19 protein-coding genes are annotated in these 24,310 nt (G+C 63.4%); 5 read left to right on the top strand and 14 right to left on the bottom strand.

Translation table 11 applies throughout. The annotated features are described in order from the left end of the window. Window positions 1–379: 379 nt before the first annotated feature. From F3J45_RS27565 to F3J45_RS27540, 6 genes are all read right to left on the bottom strand, one after another. Window positions 380–1,708: a sigma-54 dependent transcriptional regulator gene (locus F3J45_RS27565; protein ID WP_167070459.1), complete on the bottom strand. Its 1,329-nt coding sequence runs from the start codon at window positions 1,706–1,708 to the stop codon at window positions 380–382. Next, window positions 1,705–3,567, bottom strand: a complete 1,863-nt coding sequence (locus F3J45_RS27560; protein WP_205299706.1) for an ATP-binding protein — start codon at window positions 3,565–3,567, stop codon at window positions 1,705–1,707. Before F3J45_RS27560 ends, F3J45_RS27565 begins: the two co-directional genes overlap by 4 nt. A 111-nt stretch (window positions 3,568–3,678) precedes the next feature. After that, window positions 3,679–4,413, bottom strand: coding sequence for an amino acid ABC transporter ATP-binding protein (locus F3J45_RS27555; RefSeq protein WP_167070454.1), 735 nt, complete (start codon window positions 4,411–4,413; stop codon window positions 3,679–3,681). Then, a complete protein-coding gene (locus F3J45_RS27550; RefSeq protein ID WP_167070452.1) occupies window positions 4,410–5,081 on the bottom strand; it encodes an amino acid ABC transporter permease in 672 nt (223 codons plus the stop codon). The genes F3J45_RS27555 and F3J45_RS27550 overlap by 4 nt, the downstream gene beginning before the upstream one ends. Further along, complete coding sequence (locus F3J45_RS27545) at window positions 5,082–5,828, bottom strand: amino acid ABC transporter permease (protein WP_167070450.1); 747 nt, start codon at window positions 5,826–5,828, stop codon at window positions 5,082–5,084. 142 nt (window positions 5,829–5,970) lie between these two features. Continuing rightward, entirely contained in the window at window positions 5,971–6,888 is a 918-nt protein-coding gene (locus F3J45_RS27540) for a glutamate/aspartate ABC transporter substrate-binding protein (RefSeq protein ID WP_167070448.1), read from the bottom strand. 331 nt (window positions 6,889–7,219) lie between these two features. On the opposite strand from F3J45_RS27540, the gene F3J45_RS27535 reads away from it, so the two are divergent. After that, window positions 7,220–11,344, top strand: a complete 4,125-nt coding sequence (locus tag F3J45_RS27535) for an NEL-type E3 ubiquitin ligase domain-containing protein (protein WP_167070446.1) — start codon at window positions 7,220–7,222, stop codon at window positions 11,342–11,344. Window positions 11,345–11,383: 39 nt separating this feature from the next. Here F3J45_RS27535 and glpD read toward each other — a convergent pair whose 3' ends face one another. The 4 genes from glpD to F3J45_RS27515 form a co-directional block, all read right to left on the bottom strand. Beyond that, entirely contained in the window at window positions 11,384–12,910 is a 1,527-nt protein-coding gene (gene glpD / locus F3J45_RS27530; RefSeq protein ID WP_167070444.1) for a glycerol-3-phosphate dehydrogenase, read from the bottom strand. Window positions 12,911–13,235: 325 nt separating this feature from the next. After that, window positions 13,236–13,991, bottom strand: coding sequence for a DNA-binding transcriptional repressor GlpR (gene glpR, locus F3J45_RS27525; protein ID WP_167070442.1), 756 nt, complete (start codon window positions 13,989–13,991; stop codon window positions 13,236–13,238). A 180-nt stretch (window positions 13,992–14,171) separates the two neighbouring features. Continuing rightward, window positions 14,172–15,671, bottom strand: a complete 1,500-nt coding sequence (gene glpK, locus F3J45_RS27520; RefSeq protein WP_167070440.1) for a glycerol kinase GlpK — start codon at window positions 15,669–15,671, stop codon at window positions 14,172–14,174. A gap of 42 nt (window positions 15,672–15,713) precedes the next feature. Further along, on the bottom strand, window positions 15,714–16,565 hold the full coding sequence (locus F3J45_RS27515) for an MIP/aquaporin family protein (RefSeq protein ID WP_167070438.1): 852 nt from the start codon (window positions 16,563–16,565) through the stop codon (window positions 15,714–15,716). Window positions 16,566–16,867: 302 nt separating this feature from the next. Here F3J45_RS27515 and ybaK point away from each other — a divergent pair, with 302 nt between their 5' ends. Continuing rightward, window positions 16,868–17,338, top strand: coding sequence for a Cys-tRNA(Pro) deacylase (gene ybaK, locus F3J45_RS27510; RefSeq protein WP_167070436.1), 471 nt, complete (start codon window positions 16,868–16,870; stop codon window positions 17,336–17,338). Window positions 17,339–17,460: 122 nt separating this feature from the next. Here ybaK and F3J45_RS27505 read toward each other — a convergent pair whose 3' ends face one another. Next, the gene (locus tag F3J45_RS27505) at window positions 17,461–18,570 is read right to left on the bottom strand and encodes an ABC transporter ATP-binding protein (protein WP_167070434.1); all 1,110 of its coding nucleotides are present in this window, start codon (window positions 18,568–18,570) and stop codon (window positions 17,461–17,463) included. Then, window positions 18,567–19,487 (bottom strand): ornithine carbamoyltransferase, encoded by a 921-nt coding sequence (argF, locus tag F3J45_RS27500; protein WP_167070433.1) that lies wholly within the window; start codon window positions 19,485–19,487, stop codon window positions 18,567–18,569. Before argF ends, F3J45_RS27505 begins: the two co-directional genes overlap by 4 nt. A gap of 385 nt (window positions 19,488–19,872) precedes the next feature. On the opposite strand from argF, the gene F3J45_RS27495 reads away from it, so the two are divergent. Together F3J45_RS27495 and grxD are read left to right on the top strand one after the other, a co-directional pair. Beyond that, window positions 19,873–21,981 (top strand): molybdopterin-dependent oxidoreductase, encoded by a 2,109-nt coding sequence (locus F3J45_RS27495; RefSeq protein ID WP_167070431.1) that lies wholly within the window; start codon window positions 19,873–19,875, stop codon window positions 21,979–21,981. A 91-nt stretch (window positions 21,982–22,072) separates the two neighbouring features. Further along, on the top strand, window positions 22,073–22,408 hold the full coding sequence (grxD, locus tag F3J45_RS27490; protein WP_016713741.1) for a Grx4 family monothiol glutaredoxin: 336 nt from the start codon (window positions 22,073–22,075) through the stop codon (window positions 22,406–22,408). 69 nt (window positions 22,409–22,477) lie between these two features. Here the strand turns inward: grxD and bfr are convergent, their stop codons facing one another. Both bfr and F3J45_RS27480 read right to left on the bottom strand, forming a co-directional pair. After that, window positions 22,478–22,951, bottom strand: coding sequence for a bacterioferritin (gene bfr / locus F3J45_RS27485; protein ID WP_167070429.1), 474 nt, complete (start codon window positions 22,949–22,951; stop codon window positions 22,478–22,480). Between the two features lie 202 nt (window positions 22,952–23,153). Further along, window positions 23,154–23,375, bottom strand: coding sequence for a bacterioferritin-associated ferredoxin (locus F3J45_RS27480; RefSeq protein WP_027918972.1), 222 nt, complete (start codon window positions 23,373–23,375; stop codon window positions 23,154–23,156). A gap of 212 nt (window positions 23,376–23,587) precedes the next feature. On the opposite strand from F3J45_RS27480, the gene F3J45_RS27475 reads away from it, so the two are divergent. Continuing rightward, window positions 23,588–24,190, top strand: a complete 603-nt coding sequence (locus F3J45_RS27475) for a peroxiredoxin (RefSeq protein WP_027918971.1) — start codon at window positions 23,588–23,590, stop codon at window positions 24,188–24,190. Window positions 24,191–24,310: the final 120 nt, after the last annotated feature.

The raw sequence follows: 24,310 nt of genomic DNA, 5'->3' as shown, positions 1-24,310 counted from the left end.
CTGATGCGCTACAACCTCAAGCGCCTCCACAGCTACAACGGCTATGAAACACCGGTAGCCATGGAGGAAAAGCTCAAAGCGGCGGCATAAACCTTAATCGGTGTCCAAAATTACTTGACCAGATCAACATCGCTCCTTGGTAGGAGCGAGCGCAGCTCGCGATGCGGTCTCAAGGCCGGGTCGACCCCTTGAACCCTGTTGCACCTGCCAGATCGCATCGCGAGCTTTGCTCGCTCCTACCGGTGACATCGCTCCTTGGTAGGAGCGAGCGCAGCTCGCGATGCGGTCTCAAGGCCGGGTCGATCCCTTGAACGCTGTTGCACCTGCCAGATCGCCTCGCGAGCTTTGCTCGCTCCTACCAGGCAGGGGACGTTGGTGCTTAGCCGAGCCCGTACTTCTTGACCTTGTCGAACAAGGTGGTCTTGGCCATGCCCAGCTCCTGGCTGGCCTGGCTCAGGTTGCCACCGGTGCGCTGCAAGGCATCGCTGAGCAGGTTGCGCTCGAACGCTTCCACTGCCTCGGCAAACCCCACCCCCTGGCTGGCACCGCTGGCCGGCCCTTTCTTGAACGCCGGCAACCCCAGGGCATAACGCTCGGCCACGTTGCGCAACTCACGCACGTTGCCCGGCCAGTCGTGGGCCATCAGGCGTGACAGGGTCTGGCTGTCCAGCGTCGGCGCCTCGCGGTCGAAGCGCAGCGCCGACTGCTGCAGAAAATGCTCGAACAGTTGCAGGATATCTTCCCGGCGCTCGCGCAGCGGCGGCAGCTCCAGGGTCACCACGTTCAGCCGGTAATACAGGTCGCTGCGAAATTGCCCGGCCTGGCCCAGCGCGTCGAGGTCGGACTTGGTGGCCGCAATCACCCGGCAGTCCACCGGGATGCTCTGGTTCGAGCCCAGGCGTTCCAAGGTGCGCTCCTGCAGCACGCGCAGCAGCTTGATCTGCAGGTTGAGCGGCATGCTTTCTACCTCATCGAGGAACAGCGTGCCGCCATTGGCGTGCTCGATCTTGCCGATACGGCGCTTGCCGGCCCCGGTGAAGGCGTTGGCTTCGTGGCCAAAAATCTCGCTTTCGAACAGGTTTTCCGGCAGGCCACCGCAGTTCAGGGCGACGAAGGGCCGGCCCTGGCGCCGGCTGAAATCGTGCAGGCAGCGCGCGACCAGTTCCTTGCCGGTGCCGGTTTCACCTTCGATCAGCACGTTGGCCGAGGTATCGGCGACGTTGACGATCAGCTCGCGCAGCTGCTCCATGGCCGCCGAGCGGCCAATGATGCGGCCTTCCAGGCTGTTCTGCTCGGCCAGTTGCCGGCGCAGCGCCACCACTTCACGCGACAACCCGCGCTGCTCCAGGGCGCGGCGCACCACGTCGACCAGGCGCTCGGGCGAGAAGGGTTTTTCCATGAAGTCGTAGGCGCCGTTGCGCATGGCACCCACGGCCATGTCGATATCGCCGTGGCCGGTGATCAGCACCACCGGCAGGCTGCGGTCGCGGGCCTTGAGGCGGTTGAGCAGTTCCAGGCCGTCGATGCCGGGCAGGCGGATATCGCTGACGACGATGCCGGCGAAATCGTCGCCAATGCGTTCAAGGGCCTGTTCGGCGCTGCCGACCCCCTCGCAGGCAATGTCTTCCAGGGCCAGTGCCTGTTGGCAGCCGAGCAGCACATGCGGGTCGTCTTCGACGATCAGGACGGTAAGAGGCGCTTGGTTCATGGTTGCTCTGCCGATTCGCTGGGGGGCTTGACCAGGGGCAGGGCGAGGACGAAGGCAGTGCCGCCACTGGCGGGGTGCTCGACGTTCAGGCTGCCCTTGGCAGCGGCCGCAAGGCTCGCTGAAAGGGTCAGCCCCAGGCCCAGGCCATGTTCGCCCGGTTTGGTGGTGAAGAAAGGTTCGAACAGGTGCTTGCGGGTTTCGGCGTCGATGCCATGGCCGTTGTCGCGTACACGCAGGCGGTACTTGTCGCCTTGCAGCTCGCCTTCGAGCCACAGCTCGGGCAGCGGCTGGGTGGCCATGGCGTCGAGGGCGTTGCCGATCAGGTTGACCAAAATCTGTTCCAGGCGGGTCTGGTCGATGGCCAGTGGCTGGTCGTCGAATTGGCTGTGCAGCTGCAGGTGGCAAGCGCTGATGCGGTTGCCCAGCACCTGCAGGCTGGCCTCCACTGCCTTGGCCAGCGAAGCCTGGCCGCTGTCGTCACCACGCCGGGCGAACGAACGCAGGCTGGCGGTGATACGCCCCATGCGGTCGATCAGGTCGTTCATGGTGCGCAGGTTGGTGCTGGCGGTTTCCAGCGCGCCGCGTTCGAGGAAGCGCACGGTGTTGCCAGACAACGTGCGCAGCGCCGCCAGGGGCTGGTTGAGCTCGTGGGCGATGCTGGTGGACATCTGCCCGATGGCGGCCAGCTTGCCGGCCTGCACCAGTTCGTCCTGGGCGCGGCGCAGGGTTTCTTCGGCGTGGCGGCGCTCGCGAATCTGGCCCTTGAGCCGTTCGTTGCTGGCGCGCAGGTCGGCGGTGCGCTCGGTGATACGCCGCTCCAGCTGGCTGTTGGCTTCTTCCAGCGCTTCACGGGCGGCCAGGCGGGTGGCGATCACCTTGCGCCGCTCGTTCCAGGCAATGCCGAGGATCGCCAGCAGGGCGAAGGCCACCCCCACCAGGATGCCCTGCACCATGGACTCGCGGCGCAGGTCCTGCAGTGGCGTGAGCAGGGTGAAGTGCCAGGGCGTGTCGGCCAGGCGCCGGGTTTGCGCCAGGTAGGCCACCTCATGGGGCTTGCCCTGGGCCGTTTCGCTGTTGGCCGGGAAGGTCAGTTTTTCCACGCCATCGGCCAGGGTTTCCCGGGCCAGTGGCTGCAGCTCGTTCAGCGGCCACCAGTAATATTGCAGGCTGCGTGCCAGGCGCTCCTTGATCTGCGGCGTCAGCGGGCGCACCGATTTCAGGCGCCGGGCCGGGTCGCTGGAGAGGATGATGATGCCGTTCTCGTCGCTGACGAAGGCTTCCAGGCGGGCCCGCTGCCAGCGCTCTTCGAGGGTGTCCAGGCGCACCTTGATCACCGCCACGCCAATGATCTTGCCGTGTTCCTCCAGGCCGTGGGCCAGGTAGTAGCCAGCCTCGCCGGTGGTGCTGCCAATGCCGTAGAAGCGCCCCGGTTCGCCGCGCACGGCGTTCTGGAAATAGGCCCGGAACGACAGGTCTTCACCGAGGAACGAGTCGGCATCGCGCCAGTTGCTGGAGGCCTGCACCCGGCCATTGGTGTCGAGCACGAAAATCGCCCGGCTGCGGCTGCGGCGGTTCAGGCCTTCGAGGTATTCGTTGACGGCCTGGCGGTTGGCACCGTCAGGATCGGTCAGCAGCTGCGAGACGCTGTCTTCGAGTTCCAGCAGGCTTGGCAGGTAGGTGTACTTGCTGATTTCGCTTTCCACGGTACGCGCGTGCAACTCCAGCGCACGCTCGCCGCTCTCGCTGAGGGTGCGGATGCCGTTGCTCTCGCTGATCAGAAAACCGACCAGCCCCAGGCCGACCATTAACAGGATGATCAGGGGCGGTAGCAGCAATTGGCGGATCAGGCGGGATTTCACGGCGGGCTTGGCAGGGAGAAGAAGCGAAGGGTCGCATTTCATCACAGTGGCCTTGTCACGGCCAGCATCCGCTGCCGGGCCAAGCCCTGCAGCGGTGCCGTTGTTGCCGAATCAGTGTTGCAGGATCTTGCTGAGGAAATGCTGGGTGCGTTCGTGACGGCCACCGGGGTTGCCGAAGAAGTCTTCCTTCTGGCAGTCCTCGATGATGTTGCCCTTGTCCATGAAGATCACGCGGTTGGCCACTTTGCGGGCGAAGCCCATTTCGTGGGTCACGCACATCATGGTCATGCCTTCGTGGGCCAGCTCCACCATCACGTCCAGCACTTCGTTGACCATTTCCGGGTCCAGCGCCGAAGTCGGTTCGTCGAACAGCATGACGATCGGGTCCATCGACAGGGCGCGGGCGATGGCCACGCGCTGCTGCTGGCCACCGGACAGTTGGCCGGGGTGCTTCTTGGCGTGGGCGCCAAGGCCTACGCGGTCGAGCAGGGCCAGGCCCTTCTTGGTCGCTTCCGCCTCGCTGCGGCCAAGCACCTTGCGCTGGGCGATGGTCAGGTTCTCGGTGATGCTCAGGTGCGGGAACAGCTCGAAGTGCTGGAACACCATGCCCACCCGCGAGCGCAGCTTGGGCAGGTTGGTTTTCGGGTCGGCGATCGAGGTGCCGTCGACCACGATGTCGCCTTTCTGGAACGGCTCCAGGGCGTTGACGCACTTGATCAGGGTGGATTTGCCCGAGCCCGACGGGCCGCACACCACCACCACTTCACCTTTCTTCACTTCGGTGCTGCAGTCGGTCAGCACCTGGAAGTCCCCGTACCACTTGTTGACGTTCTTGATGGAAATCATACGGTGATCCTTTTTTGCAGGCGCTTGACCAGCCACGAAGCGGAGAAGCTGATAACGAAGTACACGGCCCCGGCGAAGATCAGGAACTCATGGGAGCGCCCGATGATGTCGCCGTTGGCACGTGCCGAATTGAGAAAGTCCACCAGGCCCACGGTATACACCAGCGAGGTGTCCTGGAACAGGATGATGCTCTGTTGCAGCAGCAGCGGGGTCATCTTGCGAAATGCCTGGGGCAGGATGATCAGGCGCATGGTTTGGCCATAGTTCATGCCCAGGGCCTGGGCGGCGCCCATCTGGCCCTTGGAAATCGACTGCACGCCCGCGCGCACGATTTCGCAGAAGTAGGCGGCCTCGAACATCATGAACGCCACCACGCAGGAGGTGAAGGCACCCACCGGGGTGTCCTCGCCGGTGATCCAGCGCAGCACGAACGGCACCGCCAGGTAGAACCAGGTAATCACCAGCAGCAGCGGAATCGAACGGAAGTAGTTGACGTAGGCACCGGCCACCCGCGAGAGCAGCTTGCTCGACGACAGGCGCATCAGCGCCAGGATCGTGCCCAGCACGATGCCGCCGACCACCCCCATCACCATCAGCTGCAGGGTCATGACCATGCCGTCCCACAGGGCTGGCAGGGCCGGGATGATTTCAGTGAAATCCATGTCCATTTACTTGCCCCCCACGGAGATCAGGCCAGGCACGGCGACTTTCTTCTCGACCATGCGCATCAGCAGCATCAGGCCCATGTTCAGGGTGAAGTAGATCAGCGTGGCCAGGGTGAAGGCCTCGAACAGGTTGGCCGAGAACTCGGCGGTCTGCTTGGTCTGCGCGAGCAGTTCCATCAGGCCGATCAGCGAGGCCACCGAGGAGTTCTTGAACACGTTCAGGAACTCTGAGGTAAGCGGCGGAATGATGATCCGGTAGGCCTGCGGCAGCAGTACGTTGTTGTAGATCTGCGGCAGGCTGAAGCCCATGGCGCGGGCGGCGGCTTCCTGGCCGCGGGGCAGCGCCTGGATACCGGTGCGCACCTGCTCGCACACCCGTGCGGCGGTGAACAGGCCCAGGCAGATGACCACGCTGATCAGCGCCGAGGTGGTCGGGTTGAGGTCCTGCTTGAACCATTCCTGCAGGCCTTCGGGCAGCAGGTCGGGCACCAGGAAGTACCAGATGAACAGCTGCACCAGCAGCGGCACGTTGCGGAACAGCTCCACGTAAGCGGTGGCGATGCCCGCTACCAGGCGGTTGGGCACGGTGCGCATGACGCCGAGGACCGACCCCAGCAGCAGTGCGATGACCCAAGCGGAGATGGCGATGGCGATGGTCCAGCCCAGACCGGTGATGTACCAGTCCAGATACGTCTCGCTGCCCACGCCGGTGGACTTGAAGAACACGCCCCAGTCCCAGTTGTAATTCATCGGGATTTCCCCTCAGACGGTTGTTTCACGGGCACCTTCGAGCATCCGAGGGCGGCAACCGCCCTCGGATGAAAGGTTAGACACTAATGAGTGGCCTGCAGAATTGATTCGTGCTGTTGAGCACCAGGCCACTATCTGAAGGTCAGGACTTCTTCTCGTCCGCAGCCTTGTCGGTTGGCTCGGCGATCAGTTTCTTCAACTCGTCGCTCATCTTGAAGTTCAGGTTCAGCTGTTTCGGTGGGATCGGCTGGGTGAACCACTTGTCGTAGCTCTTGTTGACTTCGCCCGACTTGAAGTAGGCAACGATGGCGTCATCGACCGCTTTCTTGAACGCCGGGTCATCCTTGCGCACCATGCAGCCGTAGATTTCGTACGACTGTGGGGTGCCGGTGATGACCCAGTCGCTTGGCTTCTTGGCCTTGGCCATTTCGCCGGCGAGCAGGGCGTCGTCCATCATGAAGGCCACGGCGCGGCCGGTTTCGAGCATGTTGAAGGCTTCACCGTGGTCCTTGGCGGAAATCACGTTCATCTTCATCTGCTTGTCGGCGTTCATGGCCTTGAGCAGGCGCTCGGAAGTGGTGCCGGCGGTGGTCACGACGTTCTTGCCGGCCAGGTCAGGGAAGTCTTTGTAGGACGGTTGGCCGTCCTTGACCTTGGTCAGCAGGCGGGTGCCCACTTCGAAGATGCCGACCGAGAAGTCAACCTGCTGCTGGCGCTCGACGTTGTTGGTGGTGGAGCCGCACTCCAGGTCCACGGTGCCGTTCTGCACCAGCGGGATGCGGGTCTGGGAGGTGACGAGGTTGTACTTGACCTTGATGTCGGTGCCCAGTTGCTTCTTCAGGGCGTCGACCACGGCCAGCTGGATGTCGTGGGAGTAGCCTACGGGCGTTTGACCGCCGGCCAGGTAGGAAAATGGAATGGACGAGTCGCGGTGACCCAGGGTGATGGTGCCCGAATCCTTGATTTTCTTCAGGGTGCCGGTCAGGTCTTCGGCCATGGCTGGCGAAGCGATGATCGCCGCAGCGATAGTGGCGCCCAACAGATGACGAACGATACGCATCAAATTTTCCTCGACGTGTTTGTTTTTTTTATGGAGCCGTTGGCGGACTCTTTCGTTCAACGAATACAGCAAGAAGCGAGTGCATTCGGCTACCAAGTGTAGAGCATGAGTCGTGCCAAGCTCTGGCATTGATCATAACGCCGTGAAAATGCTGGGGATTAAGGTTTTCTTACTTCTTATTACCGAATTTCTTCGTCCGGCTTTCCGAATGAATAGCCAAAAAATGTTCGGCTATCCGAATGGCCGGGTGTGGCGGGCTGTGGCATTCATGTACAGCCCGTGGGGCGCGAAGAGGGGGTGTACTGCAAGGCCTTTTTCCGAGGCCGTGAGCATGCCTGTTACTACCCCCCCTGCGATGACACCCGGATCCATCGATGAGCTGCTGGCCAGCCATCTGCCTGCCTGGTTGAGCCAGGCACCTGTCGACCGCCTGAACGCCTTGCGCCGTGCCCTGCGGCGGCAGGAAACCGCTAGCGGGCGCCTGGCCCCCGTGTTGGCAGCCATTGCTACGCCGCAAGCCTTCGCCACGCCACTGCTTGAAACCTTGCTGCACAATGCCGGCCTGGGCCAGCTCGACAGCCGCCGCGTGTGGGTGCGTATCGAGCAGGAACTGGAGCTGCCCACGGCCGCGCCACAGTTGCCCAGGCCGCGCTACACCCATGTGTCGCGCCAGAGCCTGCTGGCTGCAACGCTGCACAACTTTCATATCGGCGAGACGCGGCCGTCGATCCTGCGCAAAGCGCAGTTGCAGGACGCCAGCGGCAATCGCCTGGCGCTGGGCTTCGAACGCTTCGCCGGGCTGTGCCGGGCGCTGGATGTCGGTGGCCGCTACCAGGTGCACCTCACGGGCCTCTTGCGCCCAGCGGCAGACCCTGCCCGTAGCGAACAGGTTCAGCGCGGGTTCGAAGAGGCCCTGCAGGCGCACATGGACGTGGCGGTGCGCATGGCTGCGCTCAAGGGTGAGCTGGACGAGCAAGGCTATTTGCAGCTGTTGCCGCTGATTTCCGCCAAACCCATCGTTGCCCCGGCACCGGGCGTGGTCACGCCACGCCAGCTGTACCTGCTGGGCAAGTGCATACGTGGGGTGGTTGCTGTCGAGGTGCGTGCAGCGGTTGGCGGCCCCGTGCAATCGGTGATCGCCTACTTGCCGGGACAGACGGTCACGCGGCATGCCTCCTGGCAGGCGTTGTACGACCGCTTGGCCGAGCGCTTGCGTGAACAGCCGTATCGCCGCTACTTCGCCCGCTTCATCAGTGAGCGTGACCGGGCGGGCTTCGCTGCTGCGCTGAAGGCACAGCTCGACGCGGCCGGTGACAGCGTGGCGCAACTCGATGGCCGGCACCTACCGATCGACGGGAACCTGTGGGTTCACCTGGCCAGCCAGCAACTGGACAAGATGATCGATGATGCCCGGGTGCTCGTGGTGCCTACCGGTGACGAAGATGAACAGCAAAGGCGGGGGCGCCTGGATGGCTACACGTCACTGGGCCTGGAACTGCTCAACCTGGCCAGTTTGTTCGTGCCGGTGCTGGGCGAAGTCATGCTGGCGGTTGCCGCCGTGCAGATGGCCGCCGAGGTCTATGAGGGCTACACCGCCTGGGCGATCGGCGACCGCCAGGCCGCACTCGATCACTTGTTCAACGTCGCCGAAAACGTCGCCATCGGTGTGCTGGCGGCCAAGGGCGGCAATGTGGTGCGCAACCAGTTGCAACGTGTCGCGTTCGTCGACGAGCTGGTGCCGATCGCCTCGGCCGATGGCCGCATCCGCTTGGGCACCGCTGGCGCGGCAGAGTGGGTAGAACCGCAGCACTGGGCTGAGGATGGCCAGCTGCTGCGTGGTTTCAGCAGCCGCCTTGAAGGCGTGGGCGATGAAATGGCCACCGAGCTGATGCAGATGACCGGTTTCGACGCCGACCGCCTGCGCCACCTGCACCTGGCGGGCGAAAAGCTTCCGGCGCGGGTCTACGACGCCTTGGAGCACTACCAGCTGCACGAGCTGCACCCGTTGGAGCACGGCCAGGCCCTGGAGCAACGCTTTAACGATCGCCAGACCGAAGCCACCGGCGATGAGGCGCTGCTCAAGCGCGACTTTCCAGGGCTGACCACCCGTGGCCTGCAGGAAGTGTTCAGCCAGGCCAGCAGCGCCGAACTCGACAGCCTGGTACAGGCGCAACGGGTGCCGTTGGCCATGGCCGAACGCGCCCGTTGGCATGTGCGCGAGTATCGCCTGGACCGTGCCTGTGCAGGGCTGCGCCTGGCCAGGGCGGCCAGTGAAGACAGCGAATGCCTGGCGTTTGGTGTTCTTCAGGCGCTGGCGCCCCCGGCGCCCAGCCGACGGTTGGAATTGCGCGAGGGGCATGCGGGCGGCCGGCTGATCGCATCGATGGGCCAGGAGGCCGCCGAGGATGTCGAGCATGTGCTGCGTGTTGCCCAGGGTTACCAGCTCGACGGCGCCCAAGGGCCCGCGCAAGGGTTGCTGCAGGTATTGCTCGCCACATTGGACGATGAACAGCAAGCGCGCTTGGGCAGTGCGAGTTCACTCACCGCCGAAGGCCTGGCAGGGCAATTGCTCGCGGCGGCAAGCAGGGACCGCGAGCAGGTGGCGGGCATCCTGGGCATGCCACCCATCGGTGCCGGCCTGCGCCCTCCGAGCCGGTTGGGTGACGGGCGTGTGGGCTTCCTGCTGAGCGGGCGCGGCGGCGGTAGCCAGCGCTCGATCAGGCGGGGGTTCCAGCGCATCTACCCGTTGCTCACCGAAGACCAGATGGAGGCCTATCTGCTGGATGTGCTGGAGCATGGCGAAAGCCTGTGGGACCACTATGGCCATGTCCAGACCCAACTGACGCGTCTGCGTCACGCCCTGAACACCTGGCAGAGCCAGGCCAGCGGCGTGCGCGACAGCCTGCGGCGGCGACGCGTGGCCACCCAGATTCGGCGCGCCTGGCGGCGCAAGATTTCGAACTATGCCGATGAATTCGTGCTGGTCATCGATGGCGAGCCGGTCGGTTCCCTGCCGCGCCTTCCACGCGCCGTGCGCTACAGCCATATCCAGCGCCTGACCTTGAGCAACATGGACCTGGCCGAGCTGGACGAGGACTTCATCCTGCGCTTCGACATGCTGGTCGAGCTCGACCTGCGGGGCAACCAGCTGAGCGCCGTGCCCCGTGGTGTCGAGCAGTTGCGCTACCTGCGCCAGTTGCACCTGGGCAGCAACCAGATCGTCATGGACGCAGCGAGCCAGCGGCGCCTGGCCAGCCTGGCGCGCCTGCAGGTGCTCGACCTGTCGATGAACCCGCTCGGCTATGCGCCAGACCTGCGCAACCTGCGTAACCTGCGCACCCTCCGGCTCAATGGTGCTGCCCTCGATGCGGTGCCGGAGAGTACCGTGTGGCGGGCGCAAATGGACCTGCGCGAGAACAATATCAGCCGGATTCGCATGAGCCTGGACGACCTGCGCAGCCGGGTCGACCAGCTGTCGCTGCACGACAACCCGCTGGACGCTGCCAGCGAGCAGTTGTTGGATGAAGCGGCCGGTGGGGTGCAACCACGCGCCCGTGGCAGTGCCAGCCACCGCCACCAGCGGGTGAATGAAGCCTTGCTCGAACGATGGCTGGGCGAGGACGCCGGGGTGATGCGCGAAGAGCGTCGAAAACTGTGGCGTGCGCTGCGCCGGGAGCACGGTGCATCGGCGCTGTTCGTGTTCCTGGCTGATTTCGTCGATTCCGAAGATTTCCAGCAGCACCCTGGCCACTACCGGGCCCGAGTGTGGCGGGTGCTGGAGCTGTGCGCCGAGCACACCAGCTTGCGTGAGCGGCTGTTCTTGCAGATGGCGGGGCCGCGCACCTGCGAGGACCGCCTGTTGCTGATTCTTGGCCAGTTGGAGTTGGGCGTGCTGGTCGAGAAGTATACCGCCAATCTGGTGCCGGCGCGGATGGAGGAGAAACTGCTGGAACTGGCGCGCGCGCTGTTTCGCCTGGACGAAGTCGACCATCAGGCCGCGCTGCATATCCAGCGCATGCAGGCGGCAAACAGCCCGCACATCGATGAAATCGAAGTGCAGCTGTTCTATCGCCTGAAACTGGCGGCGGCGCTGGAGTTGCCAATCGAGCTGGATTCGATGCATTACGAGGAGTTCGCCCACGTCAGCACACGTGACCTGATCAACGCACGGGAGCAAGTGCTAAGCGCGGAAACGCCCGAGGCGATTGTCGAGTCCCTGGCCCAGCGGCCCTTCTGGGAGGCCCATGCCCGCGAGCGTTACGCCGACCGGTTCAGCGCTGAAACCGAGCGCGTTCAGAAACTGCTGGAGGAAAGTGAAGCGGAGCTCAAGCGTGGCGAAATCGACGAATGGCTGTTCAACCGGCGCAGCATCGGTCTCATGCATGAGTACGAGGCGGCGGAACGCCGGCTGATCCAGACCCTGGCCAGGGAGGTCTACCAGCGTCTCAACCCGTGATCGATCGGTGCCCCCGCCAGGGCGGGGGCGCGGTTTGGCTCAGGCGGCACGCACCTGGGGTTGCTGCTTGAGGTAGTCATCCAGCGCCTGGCGTTCGGCGGCGCTGGTGAACAGGCCAAGCTTGGTGCGGCGCCAGAGAATGTCGTCGGCACTGCGGGCCCATTCCTCGCTGCACAGGTAGTCCACCTCACGGCCGAACAGCCCGGCGCCAATCGGCTGGCCAAGGCCTTCCGGGCCGTTTACACCCTCCAGCAGGCGCCACACACGCTCACCGTAGGTGGTTGCCCAGCGCTTGGCGATGTCGGCTGCCAGCCAGCTGCAACGGGCCAGCAGTTGTTCTACCAGCACCTGCGCCGACTGCATGTTCTCGCCGCCCGGCAGCGGTGCAGTGGCGGTCCAGCTGCCTTTCATCTGCGGGAAGTGTGGCTTGAGCTCGGCCATGGCCGACTCGGCCAGCTTGCGGTAGGTGGTCAGCTTGCCGCCGAACACCGACAACAGCGGCGCCTGCTGCTCAGCGGCCGACAACGCCAGGGTGTAGTCGCGGGTGACGGCCGATGGGTTGTCCGACTCATCGTTGCACAGCGGGCGAACGCCCGAGTAGGTGTGCAGGATGTCGCCACGCTCAAGCTGGTGTTTGAAGTGCCCGTTGACCACCTCGAGCAGGTAGTCGGTTTCCTGTTCGGTGATTGCTACCTGGGCCGGGTCGCCGCTGTATTCGCGGTCGGTGGTGCCGATCAGGGTGAAGCGTTCCAGGTACGGGATGCAGAAGACGATACGTTGGTCTTCGTTCTGCAGGATGTAGGCATGTTCGCCTTCATACAGGCGCGGCACGATCAGGTGGCTGCCCTGGATCAGGCGGATGCCGTAGGGCGCATCGAGCTTGAGGTCGTCCTTGATGAAGCTGGCCACCCACGGGCCTGCGGCGTTGACCAGGGCACGGGCACGAATGGTCTGCAGGCTGCCGTCGGCCTGTTGCAGCTCGACCTGCCACAGGCCATCGACGCGCTCGGCGCGCAGGCAGCGGGTGCGGGTGTGAATGTGCGCGCCGTGTTCACGGGCGGCCATGGCGTTGAGCACTACCAGGCGGGCATCGTCCACGGCGCAGTCGGCGTATTCGAAGCCACGGGTGATGGCTGGCTTGAGCGGGTAGCCTGGGCCGAAGCGCAGGCTGCGCGAGGCGCCCAGGCGCTTGCGCTTGCCCAGGTGGTCGTAGAGGAACAGGCCGGCGCGGATCATCCAGGCCGGGCGCAGGTGCGGGCGGTGCGGCAGCACGAAACGCATTGGCTTGACGATGTGCGGGGCCTTGGCCAGCAACACTTCGCGTTCCGCCAGGGCTTCGCGCACCAGGCGGAACTCGTAGTGCTCCAGGTAGCGCAGGCCGCCGTGGATCAATTTGCTGCTGGCCGAGGAGGTGTGCTGGGCCAGGTCGTCCTTTTCGCAAAGGAACACTTTCAGGCCGCGCCCGGCGGCGTCGGCAGCGATGCCCACGCCATTGATGCCACCGCCGATCACGGCGAGGTCATAGCAGTCGGCGGGGCTGGGCTGGGACGAAACGGGCTGGGACACGGGCAAGGCCTCCTGGGGCTGTTCGCAGCGAAAGTGAACATTGATGTTCGTTTGCGAAAATACTAGCGCAACAGAAAGCCGGTCGCCAGTCAGTTTCTATAGAAAAAACGGATTGGATGACAGGAAAGTGAACATTTACGAAAATTGTGTGAACGGTTTTAACCGAGTGGCGCATCCAAGGCGAACAAACAAGGCGGTCGCGCGCGATGGCGCAAGCGATACTGGCCCGAAACAAACGTAGGAGCGAGCGCAGCTCGCGATGCGCCGCGCGGGCGGCGCTCGATCTCCCAGGCGCTACAAGGCCAATGCCGCACCTCCTAGACCCTCAAACCACCTCAAGCCGAATCTTGTTCTGGTTCAACAACTGCGTCAGCCCCGGTGCAGGCGCCTGGTCGGTCACCAAACAATCCACCAAGCTGATCGACCCCAGCCGCACCATGGCATTGCGCCCGAACTTGCTGGAGTCGGCAGCCAGTACCACTTGCCGTGCATTGGCGATGATCGCCTGGGACACCCGCACTTCCTGGTAATCGAAATCGAGCAGGCTGCCGTCCTCATCGATACCACTGATGCCCACCAGGGCGAAGTCCACCTTGAACTGGTTGATGAAGTCGACGCTGGCCTGGCCCACCACACCGCCGTCACGGCGCACCGTGCCACCGGCAACCAGCACTTCGAAATCATCCTTGGCGGCAAGGATCGCGGCCACGTGCAGGTTGTTGGTAATCACCTTGAGATGGCTGTGGTTGAGCAGCGCCCGGGCAATCGATTCGGTGGTGGTGCCGATGTTGATGAACAGCGAGGCATGGTCGGGAATCTGCCGGGCCACGGCTTCGGCGATGCGCTGCTTCTCGTCACGCATCTGGTCGGCGCGCATGGCATAGGCGGTGTTCTCGACGCTCGAATCGTAGGCGGCGCCACCGTGGTAGCGGCGCAGCAGGTTGAGCTCGGCGAGCTGGTTGATGTCGCGTCGGATGGTTTGCGGGGTGACGACGAACAGCTGCGCCATTTCCTCGATACTGACATAGCCGCGGTCGCGGACCAGTTCGAGGATTTGTTGTTGGCGTGGGGGCAGATTCATGGGCGGTCCTTTGGGGCTGCCGGACAAATGCTGCAATGATGCCGTAGGACAGGCCCTACGGCCAGTGGACCATCGGGGTTGTGTAGGAGCGGGCTTGCCCCGCGAACACCGGCGCAGCCGGTGCCATGCACCGCGTCGCTTGCTTCGCGGGTCAAGCCCGCTCCTACAACCGATGCTGGCTCAAGCGTCGTGATCTTCCCAGTCACGGGTGCGCTCGACGGCTTTTTTCCAGCCGGCATACAGCTTCTCTTTCTGCGCCTCGTCCAGCTGCGGGCTGAATTCACGCTCGATGATCGCCTTGTCGCGCAACTCTTCCAGGCCGCTCCAGAAACCACAGGCCAGGCCTGCGAGGTAAGCCGCGCCCAAGGCAGTGGTTTCACGCATTTTCGGGCGCTCCACGCAGGTGCCGAGAATGTCGGCCTGGAACTGCATGAGGAAGTTGTTGGCCACCGCGCCACCGTCCACGCGCAGCTCCGACAGGCGCTGGCCACAGTCCTGCTGCATGGCGTCGAGCACATCGCGGGTCTGGAAGGCGATCGACTCCAGGGCTGCACGGATGATGTGGTCCACCTTCACGCCACGGGTCAGGCCAAACAGCGCGCCACGGGCATAAGGGTCCCAGTAGGGGGCGCCGAGGCCGGTGAAGGCTGGCACCAGGTACACGCCGTTGCTGTCCTTGACCTTGCTGGCGAAGTACTCGGTGTCCAGCGCGTCATTGACGATTTTCAGCTCGTCACGCAGCCATTGCACGGTGGAGCCGCCATTGAACACCGCGCCTTCCAGGGCATAAGCCACCTCGCCACGCGGGCCGCAGGCGATGGTGGTGAGCAGGCCGTGGGACGACTTCACCGCTTGCTCGCCGGTGTTCATCAGCAGGAAGCAGCCGGTGCCATAGGTGTTCTTGGCCTGGCCTGGCTCCACGCACATCTGGCCGAACAGCGCCGATTGCTGGTCGCCGGCGATACCGGCGATGGCGATGCCGCTCTTGGTGTGGCCGTACACCTCTGAGGACGGGCGCACTTCAGGCAGCATCTGCCGTGGGATGCCGAGGATTTCCAGCAGCTTGTCGTCCCACTGCAGGCTGTGGATGTTGAACATCAGCGTGCGCGAGGCGTTGGTGTAGTCGGTGACGTGCACCTTGCCGCCGGAGAATTTCCAGATCAACCAGGTGTCGACGGTGCCGAACAGCAGCTCGCCGCGCTCGGCGCGTTCGCGGGCGCCCTCGACGTTGTCGAGGATCCACTTGAGCTTGGTGCCGGAGAAGTACGGGTCGGTGACCAGGCCTGTGGTTTCGCGAATGTAGTCTTCATGGCCATCGCGCTTGAGCTGGGCACAGATCTCGGTGCTGCGGCGGCACTGCCAGACGATGGCGTTGTACACCGGGCGGCCGGTTTCCTTGTCCCACACCACGGTGGTTTCGCGCTGATTGGTGATGCCCAGCGCCGCCACCTGGGCATGGCTGATGCCCGCCTGGGCCAGGGCCTCGACCATGGTAGCGCTCTGGGTGGCGAAGATTTCCATCGGGTCGTGTTCGACCCAGCCGGCCTGCGGGTAGTGTTGGGCGAATTCACGCTGGGACGTACCCACCACGTTGGCATCGCGGTCGAAGATGATCGCGCGCGAGCTGGTGGTGCCCTGGTCCAGGGCAATGATGTAGTTCTTATCCTGGGTGTCTGTCATGGTCGTAGGCCTTGCATAAAAGAGGAGGTCAGGGCGCCAGCATCAGTGGGCTTGAGTATCGCCCTGGCGATTGTCGTTTGTCTCTGGGGCCGCGCCTGGCGCTGCTGGCAGGTTGCGGGCAATCAGGCCGCGATAGGTCGCCGCGCCCAGGCAAGCGCCGAGGATCGGTGCGAACACCGGCACCAGGAAATACGGAATATCCCGGCCGCCAGTGAAGGCGATTTCGCCCCAGCCGGCCAGGAAGGTCATCAGTTTGGGCCCGAAATCCCGGGCCGGGTTCATCGCAAAGCCGGTCAGCGGGCCCATGGCGCTGCCGATCACGGCAATCAGCAAGCCGATCAGCAGCGGCGCCATGGCGCCGCGCGGCAGGCCGTTGTTGTCGTCGGTCAGGGCCATGATCACGCCCATCAAGATGGCGGTAATGACGACTTCGACCAGAAATGCCTGGCCGGTGGAGAGCGATGGATGGGGGTAGGTGGAGAACACCGACGCCAGCTCCAGGCTGTCGGCGCTGCCGCGCAGCATGCTGTGGGCTTGTTCGAAATCGAAGAACAGGCTGCTGTAGAGGGTGTAGACCAGCGCCGCGCCGCAGAATGCGCCGAACACCTGGGCCACGGCATAGAACGGCAGCTTGCGCTTGTCGAAGCCGGCGAACAGGGTGAGGGCGATGCTCACCGCCGGGTTCAGGTGCGCGCCGGAGATGCCGGCGGTGAGGTAGATCGCCATGCTCACGCCGACCCCCCAGATGATGCTGATTTCCCACAGGCCGAAGCTGGCGCCTGCCACCTTCAGGGCGGCGACGCAGCCGGTGCCGAAGAAGATCAGCAGCGCGGTGCCGAGGAATTCGGCCAGGCACTGGCTGGACAGTGTGGGTTCGCGTTGAGCAGTCGTCATGTATGACCTCGTTGTTTTTGTTGTGAGGCGCTAGGCGCTCGACAGCAAAGCCTGTGGTCGATCCCCATTGACCACGGGCGGATGTAAGAAATGCACCTTAAAAGGGCACCATTTATTCAGAAACGAAAAAATATAGACAAGAAACGCTTATGTCAAAGGTCGAAAGTGAACGGCCAGTCACGTTTTGGACGCTGTTTTTCCGGGGTGATGCCCGTGGTAGAGGGGCGCGTCAGCCCTATGCTGGCTGTGTTGTAGGAATTGCCCTAAAGTAGCCGCCGACCTGTCCCAGACCGGAGCACTGCATGACCCCCGCCCTCGACCTGTTGAAAAAAGCCCGTGCCGAACACCGCGTGCACAGTTACGAACATGACCCGAAATCGGCGTCGTATGGTTTGGAAGCGGCGGAAAAGCTCGGGCTCGATCCGCAGCAGGTGTTCAAGACTTTGCTTGCGAGCAGCGAGAAAGGTGAGTTGTTGGTGGCGGTGGTACCGGTGGTGGGCACCCTCGACCTCAAGGCCTTGGCCCATGCGGCGGGGGTGAAGAAGTGCGAGATGGCCGACCCGGCGGCGGCGCAGCGGGCCACGGGGTATCTGGTTGGGGGGATCAGCCCGTTGGGGCAGAAGAAGCGCCTGCGTACCTTTATCGATGATTCGGCGCAGCAGTTTGCAACCATCCATGTCAGTGCCGGGCGGCGGGGGCTGGAGGTGGAATTGGCGGCGGCGGTGTTGGCCGAGCATACCCAGGGTAAATTTGCCGGGATCGGTCGCGGCTGAGGTGGTTGGGGCTGCGTTGCAGCCCATCGCGACCTCTGGTCGCTCCTACCAGGAAAAACGCATTCCGGTAGGAGCGACCAAAGGTCGCGATGGGCCGCAAAGTGGCCCCAACCAAGTAGCGATCAGGTCGCCGAACTGTACCGGCGAACCCCACTTTCCTGGCGCGGCAACTGTGCTGCGACACTGCCCGGCACCGGGAACAGCACCAGGTGGTCGGCCTTCACCGCGATCCCCACATCCTCACCCAGCTGATGGTCGACATGGCTCGGGAAAATCGCTTCCAGCTGGCTGCCGGTGGGCAATTGCAGGCGGTACAGCGTCGAAGCCCCCAGGAAGCTCTTGCCAACAATGTTCGCCTGCAGCGCGCTGCCCGGTGCCGGCACGATGTCGTCGGGGCGCAGCAGCACGTCCACTGCGCTGCCTGGGGCCAGGGTGTAGGCGCGGTTGCCACGCAGCTCGCCAAGCTCGGTGTTGACCGCCTCATGGCTGCTCATCTGGCCACGGATGAAGTAGCCCTGGCCGATGAAGCTGGCAACGAACGGCGTTTGCGGCTCGTGGTAGAGGTTATAGGGCGTGTCCCACTGCTCCAGTCGGCCTTCCTTGAACACCCCAACGTGGTCGCTGACGGCAAATGCCTCTTCCTGGTCATGGGTGACCAGGATCGCGCTGGTGCCACGGCTCTTGAGGATGTCGCGCACCTCGTGGCTCAGGCGCCGGCGCAGTTCCACATCCAGGTTGGAGAACGGCTCGTCGAGCAGCAGCAGTTGCGGCTCCGGCGCCAGCGCCCGGGCCAGGGCCACGCGCTGTTGCTGGCCACCGGACAGCTCGTGCGGGTAACGCCCGCCCAGGCCCGTGAGCTTGACCAGTTCGAGCATTTCCTCGATCACCTGCGCCTGGCGCGGGTGCTTGGCGATGCCGAAGGCGATGTTCTGCGCCACGGTCAGGTGCGGGAACAGGGCGTAATCCTGGAACACCATGCCGATTCGGCGTTTTTCCGGCGCCAGGGTGAAGCCGGCGCGGGAAATGACCTCGCCGGCCAGCTGGATCTCACCTTCGTGCACCGGCTCGAAGCCGGCGATGGCGCGCAGGGTGGTGGTTTTGCCGCAACCGGAGGAACCCAGCAGGCAACCGATGTCGCCTGCGTTCAGGTGCAGGTTGAGGTTCTGGACGATGCGCTGGTCGCCATAGCCGCAGGCGAGGTTGCGCAGGTTGAGCAGTAGGGGTTGACTCATGCGTGGTGGTAAGCCGGTTCGACAAGGAATTCGAGAAGGGCCTTCTGTGCATGCAAGCGGTTTTCAGCCTGGTCCCAGGCGACCGAACGAGGGTCGTCGAGCAGGTCATGGCTGATTTCCTCGCCACGGTGGGCGGGCAGGCAGTGCATGAACAGGGCGTCGGGTGCCGCCAGGTCGAGCAGTGCGCGGGTGACCTGGTAAGGCGCAAAATGCGCCAGGCGCCGTGCAGTTTCCTCTTCCTGGCCCATGGAAGTCCAGACATCGGTGGTCACCAGGTGCGCACCGCGCACGGCTTCCTGTGGGTCGCGGATGATCTGCACGCGGTCGCCACCCAGGGCCATGAAGCGTGGGTCGGGCTCGTAACCCTCCGGGCAGGCGATGCGCAGCTGGAAGTCGAACTGCCGGGCAGCCTCGATGTAGGAGTTGCACATGTTGAAGCCATCGCCGATCCAGGCCACGGTCTTGCCCTGGATCGGGCCGCGGTGTTCGAGGAAGGTCTGCATGTCGGCCAGCAGCTGGCACGGGTGCGACTCGTCGGACAGGGCATTGATCACCGGGACCCGCGACTTGGCGGCGAATTCGGTGAGGGTGCTGTGGGCGTGGGTACGGATCATCACCACGTCGAGCATGCTCGACAGCACGATGGCGCTGTCGCCGATCGGCTCGCCACGGCCCAGCTGGGTGTCGCGCGGCGACAGGAAGATGGCCTGGCCGCCGAGCTGGATCATGCCGGCTTCGAACGACACGCGGGTACGGGTGGAGGACTTCTCGAAGATCATCCCCAGCACGCGGTTCTTCAGCGGCTCGAACAGTACGCCGCGCTTGCGCAGGTCCTTCAGCTCGATGCCTCGGCGGATCACACCGAGCAATTCGTCGGTGGTGAAATCCAGCAGGGAGAGAAAGTGCCTAGCGCTCATGATTGACTACCTTATCTGCAACGGTATGCAGGTCGACCGTATGGTTTTTTTTGACAACGGGAGTGACCTGCGGCGTAAGCCGCACGGGGCGGACGAAATGGGGAAAGGCGCAATACTATAATTAAATGTCGCCTGAAACCAAGAGGGGAAACAGCGGCCTTGAGCAAAGGATGTTGCAAAGGGTGTCGTCCCCCAGGGGCCAGTGCTGTTTTTTATTTGCTACAGACGGTTGTACACGGCTTGCTGGCAATTTGGCAAATGCCTGTGCTGAATCGTGCGCCTGATGTCGCGCGATTCACGCCACGAAGCACGCTGGCCGGGGCTGAGCGGCCGGCGCATAGTCGGTGCTCGAGCATTCCCTTTATCGGCAAGGTTAGAGGCGGCCATGACCAAGACCCTGCACCACCGTGCCTGTCACCTGTGCGAAGCCATCTGTGGCCTGAACATCGAAGTCAGCCATGAAGACGACGGGCGGGCGCTGATCAGTTCGATCAAGGGCGACGCCCAGGACCCGTTCAGCCGTGGCCATATCTGCCCCAAGGCCGTGGCCCTGCAGGACATCCAGAACGACCCGGATCGCCTGCGCCAGCCCCATCGCCGGGTAGGCGAGCAGTGGCTGCCCATCGGCTGGGAAGAAGCCTTCGAGCTGGCCGCCGACAAACTGTGGGCCATCCAGCAGGCCCATGGGCGCAATGCCGTGGCGGTGTACCAAGGCAACCCCAGCGTACACAACTATGGGTTGATGACCCACAGCAATTACTTCCTCGGCCTGCTCAAGACCCGCAACCGGTTTTCCGCCACCTCGGTCGACCAGTTGCCCCAGCACCTGACCAGCCACCTGATGTATGGCCATGGCCTGCTGCTGCCGATTCCAGACATCGACCACACCGGCTTCATGCTGATTCTCGGCGGCAACCCACTGGCCTCCAATGGCAGCATCATGACCGTGCCGGATGTGGAAAAGCGCCTGAAGGCCCTGCGTGGGCGCGGCGGGCGGTTGGTGGTGGTCGACCCCCGGCGCAGCGAAACGGCAGCCATGGCCGACACCCACCTGTTCATTCGCCCCGGTGGCGACGCCGCCTTGCTGTGTGGCCTGCTCAACACCCTGTTCGACGAAGGCCTGGCCCGCGGTTCGCATTTGCCGGTGAATGGGCTGCAACAGGTGCGTGAAGCCATCGCCCCGTTCAGCGCCGAGGCCATGAGCGCACACTGCGCCATTCCAGCCGCGGTAATCCGCCAGTTGGCGCGCGACTTCGCCGCTGCCGACAAGGCCGTCTGCTACGGCCGCATGGGGGTGTCCACCCAGGCCTTCGGCAGCCTCTGCCATTGGCTGGTGCAACTGCTTAACCTGGTGACCGGCAACCTCGACCGCGAAGGCGGTGCATTGTGCACCGAGCCTGCCGTGGACCTGGTGGCAACCACCTCGGGCGGCCACTTCAATGCCTGGCAGAGCCGCGTATCGGGCTTGCCTGAATACGGCGGCGAGCTGCCGGTGGCGGCCCTGGCCGAAGAGATGCTGACCCCAGGTGAGGGCCAGGTGCGCGCCCTGGTGACCGTGGCCGGCAACCCGGTGCTGTCCACGCCCAATGGCCGCCAGCTGGACGAGGCACTGGAGGGGCTGGCGTTCATGCTCAGCATCGACCTCTACATCAACGAGACTACCCGCCACGCCGACCTGATCCTGCCGTCCACCTCGGCGCTGGAGAACGATCACTACGACAGCACCTTCAACCTGCTGGCGGTGCGCAACGTCACGCGCTTCAACCGGGCGATTCTGGCCAAGCCGGAGGGCGCCCTGCATGACTGGGAGATCTTCGTCGGCCTGGCCCAGGCCTTTGCCCGGCGTGCCGAGCTGGAACTCAAGCCCACCTGGCCGCCGGCACAGATGATCGACCTGGCCTTGCGCAAGGGGCGCTATGGCGAGGCGTCGGCCTGGAAGCTGTCGCTGCAGGCGCTGGACGAACACCCCCACGGCCTTGACCTGGGGCCATTGCGGGCGAACCTGGGCGCGCGCCTGGCTACCCCCAGCCAGGCGGTCGAGGCCGCGCCTGCGGTACTGCTCGACGACCTGCAGCGCCTGGCACGCCAGGCGCTGCCCATACCCGGCGAGCTGTTGCTGATTGGCCGGCGCCACGTACGCAGCAACAATTCGTGGATGCACAACTTTCATCGGCTGGTCAAAGGCAAGCCGCGCCACCAACTGCTGATGCACCCCCAGGACCTGCAGCAGCGCCAGCTCCAGGATGGCCAGCGGGTACGCATTCGTTCGCGCACCGGCAGCCTGGAAGTGGAAGTGCTGGCCAGTGACGAGATGATGCCCGGCGTGGTCAGCCTGCCCCATGGTTTCGGCCATGGCCGCCAGGGTGTGCAACTGCAGGTGGCCCAGGGGCAGGCCGGAGTCAGCGCCAATGACCTCACCGATGAATGCCTGCGCGATCAGGTTTCCGGCAACGCTGCGCTCAATGGCGTGCCGGTGCAGGTGGAGGCCGCGTGAGCGACGGTAAGGCCGAGCATGCTGCTCGGCTTTCCGATACAATGCGTCACCGTGCCGACGACCGCGTCGGAAAGTTCAGCTGAGGTGCTACATGGATATCATCGATACGATCAAAGAGCAGATTGCCAACAACACCATTCTGCTTTACATGAAAGGCTCGCCGAATGCCCCGCAGTGCGGGTTCTCGGCCAAGGCATCGCAGGCTGTGATGGGTTGCGGCGAGAAGTTCGCCTACGTCGACATCCTGCAGAACCCGGAAATCCGCGCCAACCTGCCAAAGTACGCCAACTGGCCGACTTTCCCACAACTGTGGGTCGCCGGTGAGCTGGTTGGCGGTAGCGACATCATGCTGGAAATGTTCGAAAAGGGTGAGCTGCAAACCCTGATCAAGGAAGCGGCCGCCAAGGCCAAGGCTTCCGAAGCCTGATTATCAGGCAGCCATAAAAAAACCCGCTCAAGGCGGGTTTTTTTATGGGGCGGCGTTTTAGCGCGCGGCTTACTCTTCGCCCATCTGCGATTGCAGGTAGTTCTCGATGCCGATCTTGTCGATCAGGCTCAGCTGGGTTTCCAGCCAATCGATGTGCTCTTCCTCGGACTCGAGGATATCTTCGAGCATGTCACGGGAACCGAAGTCGCCAGCCGTTTCACAGTGGGCGATGGCGGCTTTCAGGTCGACCAGGCCTTTCTGTTCGATCTTCAGGTCGCACTCCAGCATTTCCTTGGTGTGCTCGCCGATCAGCAGCTTGCCCAGGTCCTGGACGTTGGGAATGCCTTCGAGGAAGAGAATACGCTTGATCAGTTTGTCAGCGTGCTTCATCTCGTCGATGGATTCCTTGTACTCGTGCTTGCCGAGTTTGTTCAGGCCCCAATCTTCGTACATGCGTGCGTGCAGGAAGTACTGGTTGATTGCGACCAGCTCGTTTCCGAGGATCTTGTTGAGATGCTGGATGACGCTTACGTCGCCTTTCATGACGGGTTCCTGCCCTGTTGAAGTGTGCCAATACAGGGAAGTTTGAGCCTGCATGAAAGGGCTGTCAAACCTAAGTTGTTGAATAATAAGTGAAAATTAATAGGAATAAGAATGTTTGTGAACCGCGTTGGCACGCTAACTTATTGATATACAGGCATAAAAAAACCGGACACGAGGTCCGGTTCTTTGAAATAGGGGGGGGTCAAGCGGCTGTAAATTCTACCGGGTAGGGCAGGGCGGCATGCTGGCTCACCTGCAATTCGGTGAGGGTTTCACGAACCACCTGCTTGGCCAGGCAGGCGCATTTACCACATTGGCTGGCGACGTTGGTCGCAGCGCGGACTTCCTTGTAACTGCAGCATCCTTCATAGATCGCATCGCGGATCTGTCCGTCGGTGACGCCGACACAGAGACACACATACATAAGGGCTGACCATCGCTGTTGAGTCGATGGGTTGGAGCTTAATGTTAATGAGAATGCTTGTCAAAGGGCTTTGCGAAAGGGCCGTGCTTGAGCGACCGACGGTTGCATTCGGCCTGTCACCACAAGCCGTGTATGATGGTCGGCCTTTGTTTGATGCCGGGCAAGCCTGCTGGGCCCTGCAAACGGTTTTCCACCCTCACTAGGAGATTACAATGAGCGTACTCGTTGGCAAACAAGCCCCCGACTTCACCGTACCTGCCGTCCTGGGCAACGGCGAAATCGTCGACAGCTTCAACCTGGCTTCGGCCATCAAGGGCAAGTACGGCCTGGTGTTCTTCTACCCACTGGACTTCACCTTCGTCTGCCCGTCCGAGCTGATCGCCCTGGACAACCGCATTCCAGACTTCCAGGCCCGCAACGTGGAAGTGATCGGCGTTTCGATCGACTCGCACTTCACCCACAACGCCTGGCGTAACACCCCGGTCAACGCCGGCGGTATCGGCCAGGTCAAATACACCCTGGCGGCCGACATCACCCACGAAATCTGCAAGGCCTACGACGTTGAGTCTGAAGGCGGCGTGGCCTTCCGTGGCGCGTTCCTGATCGACACCAACGGTGTCGTGCGTTCGCAGATCGTCAACGACCTGCCACTGGGCCGCAACATGGACGAGCTGCTGCGCCTGGTAGACGCCCTGCAATTCCACGAAGAGCACGGCGAAGTCTGCCCTGCCAACTGGAAGAAAGGCGACCAGGGCATGACCGCTTCGCCAGAAGGCGTTGCTGCTTACCTGAGCGAGAACGCTGGCAAGCTGTAATTGCCACGCGCATGAAAAAACCGGCCCAAGTGGCCGGTTTTTTTGTGCCGTTGCGTACCGCCGCTTCCACGGAGCTGCATCTGTGAGCTGCGCCGTCGCGATCCCCTTGTAGGAGCGGGC

This window comes from Pantoea sp. Ap-967 (genome assembly GCF_011752565.1).
GTDB lineage: Bacteria > Pseudomonadota > Gammaproteobacteria > Pseudomonadales > Pseudomonadaceae > Aquipseudomonas.
Note: the sequence above shows the minus strand (reverse complement) of the source record. Positions and strands in the feature narration are given on the sequence as shown.

Excerpts from the sequence above, each read along its gene's own strand:
- F3J45_RS27565 (WP_167070459.1), bottom strand. The coding sequence starts at position 1,708 with ATGAACCAAGCGCCTCTTACCGTCCTGATCGTCGAAGACGACCCGCAT.
- F3J45_RS27555 (WP_167070454.1), bottom strand. The coding sequence starts at position 4,413 with ATGATTTCCATCAAGAACGTCAACAAGTGGTACGGGGACTTCCAGGTG.
- F3J45_RS27550 (WP_167070452.1), bottom strand. The coding sequence starts at position 5,081 with ATGGACATGGATTTCACTGAAATCATCCCGGCCCTGCCAGCCCTGTGG.
- F3J45_RS27545 (WP_167070450.1), bottom strand. The coding sequence starts at position 5,828 with ATGAATTACAACTGGGACTGGGGCGTGTTCTTCAAGTCCACCGGCGTG.
- F3J45_RS27540 (WP_167070448.1), bottom strand. The coding sequence starts at position 6,888 with ATGCGTATCGTTCGTCATCTGTTGGGCGCCACTATCGCTGCGGCGATC.
- F3J45_RS27535 (WP_167070446.1), top strand. The coding sequence starts at position 7,220 with ATGCCTGTTACTACCCCCCCTGCGATGACACCCGGATCCATCGATGAG.
- glpR (WP_167070442.1), bottom strand. The coding sequence starts at position 13,991 with ATGAATCTGCCCCCACGCCAACAACAAATCCTCGAACTGGTCCGCGAC.
- glpK (WP_167070440.1), bottom strand. The coding sequence starts at position 15,671 with ATGACAGACACCCAGGATAAGAACTACATCATTGCCCTGGACCAGGGC.
- F3J45_RS27515 (WP_167070438.1), bottom strand. The coding sequence starts at position 16,565 with ATGACGACTGCTCAACGCGAACCCACACTGTCCAGCCAGTGCCTGGCC.
- ybaK (WP_167070436.1), top strand. The coding sequence starts at position 16,868 with ATGACCCCCGCCCTCGACCTGTTGAAAAAAGCCCGTGCCGAACACCGC.
- F3J45_RS27505 (WP_167070434.1), bottom strand. The coding sequence starts at position 18,570 with ATGAGTCAACCCCTACTGCTCAACCTGCGCAACCTCGCCTGCGGCTAT.
- argF (WP_167070433.1), bottom strand. The coding sequence starts at position 19,487 with ATGAGCGCTAGGCACTTTCTCTCCCTGCTGGATTTCACCACCGACGAA.
- F3J45_RS27495 (WP_167070431.1), top strand. The coding sequence starts at position 19,873 with ATGACCAAGACCCTGCACCACCGTGCCTGTCACCTGTGCGAAGCCATC.
- grxD (WP_016713741.1), top strand. The coding sequence starts at position 22,073 with ATGGATATCATCGATACGATCAAAGAGCAGATTGCCAACAACACCATT.
- bfr (WP_167070429.1), bottom strand. The coding sequence starts at position 22,951 with ATGAAAGGCGACGTAAGCGTCATCCAGCATCTCAACAAGATCCTCGGA.
- F3J45_RS27480 (WP_027918972.1), bottom strand. The coding sequence starts at position 23,375 with ATGTATGTGTGTCTCTGTGTCGGCGTCACCGACGGACAGATCCGCGAT.
- F3J45_RS27475 (WP_027918971.1), top strand. The coding sequence starts at position 23,588 with ATGAGCGTACTCGTTGGCAAACAAGCCCCCGACTTCACCGTACCTGCC.